This window comes from Nocardioides jejuensis, assembly GCF_004337475.1.
GTDB lineage: Bacteria > Actinomycetota > Actinomycetes > Propionibacteriales > Nocardioidaceae > Nocardioides > Nocardioides jejuensis.
The window spans coordinates 1-3,568 of the sequence record NZ_SJZJ01000054.1 but is presented as its reverse complement, the minus strand read 5'-3'; the positions used below and the strand labels follow the sequence as shown (position 1 = coordinate 3,568).

Here is a 3,568-nt window from a genome sequence, read left to right as displayed (position 1 = left end):
CGCCGCGGTAGTGCGGCTTGCGGTTGAAGCCCATCGGCAGCGCGGCCGACCGCACCTCCCCGACGAGGTTGTCCGGGTCCGTGAAGCCCAGCTCCGGCGGCGTGTGGGCCAGCCAGGTGCGGATCGCGGCCTTGGAGTCGTACGTCCGGAACGCCGACGAGGAGTCGAGGATGCCCAGACCGACGTTCGCCGTGCCGTCGCCGCACGGGAAGATCCAGCCGTAGCCGGGGAGCTGGTTCGACTCGCCCGGCGCCCCGTCCCACAGCTCCAGCCACGACTCCATCCACGGGTCGTCGTGCATCGGCGTCTTGTAGTAGGCGCGAGCCGCGACGGCCATCGGACGGTTCTCGCGGCGGGTGATGCCGAGACCGGTCGCGAGGCGCGAGGAGACACCGTCGCAGGCGACGACGAGCTGCGCGCGGTAGGTGACCTCGTCACCGGCACGGCGGCCGTTCTCGTCGAGGGCGCGCGCGGTCACGCCGACGATCCGGCCGGTCGCGTCGAGCACCGGACCGGTGACCGACGTGCGCTCCATCAGCCGTGCGCCGGCCTTCTGCGCGTGCCGGGCGAGCATCTCGTCGAGCTGCATGCGCGGCCGCACCATGCCGTACGCCGGGTAGCTGGCGAGGTCGGGCCAGGGCAACTCGATCCGGTGGCCGGCACCGATGATCCGCAGGCCCTTGTTCTTCTGCCAGCCGGGCTCGTCGAGGTCGAAGCCCATGCCGATCAGCTGCTTGACAGCGCGCGGGGTGAGGCCGTCGCCGCAGACCTTGTCGCGCGGGAACGAGCCCTTCTCCAGGAGCAGCACGTCCACGCCGGCGTTCGCCAGGTGGTACGCCGTCGCAGCGCCGGCCGGGCCCGCGCCCACGACGATGACCTGCGCCTCGCGCTCGTCGCGCGCAGGCGTCAGCCCGAAGAGTGCGTCAGCAGGAGAGCTCATGCTCAGGCCACTCCACGGTGCAGGGCGACGATGCCGCCGGTGAGGTTGCGGTGCTCGACGTTCGTCCAGCCGGCCTCCTGGAGGAGCGCGGACAGACCGGCCTGGTCGGGCCAGGCCCGGATCGACTCGGCGAGGTACACGTAGGCGTCGGGCGACGACGAGACACCGCGGGCAACGGCCGGGAGGCCCTTCATGAGGTACTCGAGGTAGAGCGTGCGGAACGCGGCGTTGGTCGGGTGCGAGAACTCGCAGACCACGAGCTTGCCGCCCGGGCGGGTGACGCGCCGCATCTCGCGCAGGCCACCGACGGTGTCGACGAAGTTGCGCAGGCCGAAGGAGATCGTGACCGCGTCGAACGTGTCATCGGCGAAGGGCAGCTTCGTGCCGTCGCCGGCGACGAAGTTGAGCGTCGGGCGGACCTTCTTGCCCGCCTGGAGCATGCCGACGGAGAAGTCGCAGGGCACGACGTGGACGCCGGCCTCCGCGAACGCGACGGACGACACGCCGGTGCCCGCGGCGAGGTCGAGCACCCGGTCGCCGGGACGCGCGCCGACGGCCGCGATCATTTCCTTGCGCCAGCGGCGGTCGCTGCCGAACGAGAGGACGGTGTTCGTCACGTCGTAGCGCTTCGCGACGGCGTCGAACATCCGGCGTACGTCGGTGGGCTTCTTGTCCAGTTCGGCTCGAGTCACGCGCACAGAGTAGGGCACGTCCGAGAGGGCCCGGCCGTCGCGAGCGACGCCCTGCGGAGTGCCCGGCAAGGCGGAGGAGGGAGGCGATGCGGAGCATCGCCGACCGACGACAACGCGGTCCGGGCGCCCGCAGGGCGTCGCGCAGCAGGGCGGGGCCTCCCGGACGTGCCCTGAGGCGGTCGTGTTCTGCCATGGACCCGGGACTAGGCTGCGCGCATGACCCAGACCGCCGGGGGGACCTCAGAGGTCCGCACCCCCCTCGACGTCCGGACCGTGCTGGTCCCCGCGTCGGACGCGGCAGCGGTCGGCGCGCTGGTCGATCTGCTTCCTGCGGAGGCTCCGCTGAGCTGGCTGCGCCGCGGCGAGGGCCTCGTCGGCTGGGGCGTCGCGGCATCGGTCCGCACGACCGGCCCGACCCGCTTCTCCGACGCCGCCAAGTGGTGGTCGGAGACGACCGCGCTGGCCACGGTCACCGACGAGGTCGAGGAGCCCGGCAGCGGCCTGGTCTGCTTCGGGGCGTTCACCTTCTCCGACGAGCCGGGCTCGGCCGACTCGGTGCTGATCGTCCCCGAGGTGATCGTCGGGCGCCGCGGCGACCTGGTCTGGGTCACCACGGTCGGCGACGCGACGGCGTCACTCACGGCCACCACCGCCCCCGCTCCCCCCGCGGACCTGACCTTCGCCGACGGCGCCCTCAACGGTCCGCAGTGGATGACGGTCGTCGCCCATGCGGTCTCCCGCATCGAGGCCGGCGACCTCGAGAAGATCGTGCTCGCCCGCGACCTGATCGCCGAGGCATCCGCGCCGATCGACCCCCGCTGGCCGCTGCGCCGGCTCGCTGCGTCGTACCCGACCTGCTGGACGTTCCACGTCGACGGCCTCTTCGGCGCCACCCCCGAGATGCTCGTACGCCGCGAGCGCGGCCTGGTCACCTCCCGCGTGCTCGCCGGCACCATCCGGCGTACCGGTGACGACGAGCGCGACCTCGCGCTGGCCGCGATGCTCGCCCACTCGAGCAAGGACCTCGAGGAGCACGAGTACGCCGTCCGGTCGGTCGCCGAGGCGCTCGAGCCGTACTGCTCGTCGATGAACGTGCCCGAGACGCCGTTCGTCCTGCACCTACCCAACGTGCTGCACCTGGCGACCGACGTCGCGGGTGTCGCCCGCGACGGGGAGTCGTCCCTCGAGCTGGCCGCCGCGCTGCACCCGTCCGCCGCTGTCGGCGGCACCCCGACGCCGGTCGCGCGCGCCCTGATCAGCGAGATCGAGGGCATGGATCGGGGCCGCTACGCCGCTCCGGTCGGCTGGATGGATGCCACCGGTGACGGCGAGTGGGGCATCGCCCTGCGCTCGGGCGTGATCGACGGCGCGACCGTGCGCCTCTTCGCCGGCTGCGGCATCGTCGGTGGCTCCGACCCGCAGGCCGAGCTCGCCGAGTCGCAGGCGAAGTTCGTGCCGGTGCGCGACGCGCTCACCAGCTGAACCGCCGGAATCGTGGCGGCGGGCCGCAGCTCCGCCTAGTCTCCGGCGTGACGCCGGCCGGCGTCGGACCTGCGAACCCAGGAGCCTTCATGAAGAAGCTTGCCGTCGCCCTCGTCGCCGTCAGCGCCCTGTCACTCGCCGCCTGCGGCGGATCGGACACGTCCGCGAAGGACACCGCCAGCCCGTCGCCCTCCACGCTGACGAAGGCGGAGTACCTCAAGCAGGCCGACGCCCTCTGTGCCGGTATGAACGCATCCATCGACAAGGCCAGCCAGACGCTCGGGGACTCCCCTGACGCCGCCGCGCTCGAGGCCTTCACCAACGACACGGTCCTGCCCACGACGAAGAAGGTCATCTCCAAGATCGAGGCTCTGACCCCGCCGGCCGAGCTCAAGGCCCAGGTCGACGCGATGCTGACCGAGGTCAACGCGCAGATCGCCAAGGTCGAGGCGGA

The 3,568-nt window shown here is 72.3% G+C and carries 3 protein-coding genes and 1 pseudogene; 2 read left to right on the top strand and 2 right to left on the bottom strand.

What is annotated here, in order from left to right:
• Both EPD65_RS16065 and EPD65_RS16060 read right to left on the bottom strand, forming a co-directional pair.
• The coding region (locus tag EPD65_RS16065; RefSeq protein WP_131585974.1) for a geranylgeranyl reductase family protein at positions 1-940 on the bottom strand (940 nt) is incomplete at its 3' end.
• Positions 941-942: 2 nt separating this feature from the next.
• Complete coding sequence (locus EPD65_RS16060; RefSeq protein ID WP_131585971.1) at positions 943-1,632, bottom strand: demethylmenaquinone methyltransferase; 690 nt, start codon at positions 1,630-1,632, stop codon at positions 943-945.
• 216 nt (positions 1,633-1,848) lie between these two features.
• Here EPD65_RS16060 and EPD65_RS16055 point away from each other — a divergent pair, with 216 nt between their 5' ends.
• Positions 1,849-3,114, top strand: a complete 1,266-nt coding sequence (locus EPD65_RS16055; protein ID WP_131585968.1) for an isochorismate synthase — start codon at positions 1,849-1,851, stop codon at positions 3,112-3,114.
• Positions 3,115-3,203: 89 nt separating this feature from the next.
• Positions 3,204-3,568, top strand: a pseudogene (locus EPD65_RS16050) (hypothetical protein); the annotation flags it as partial.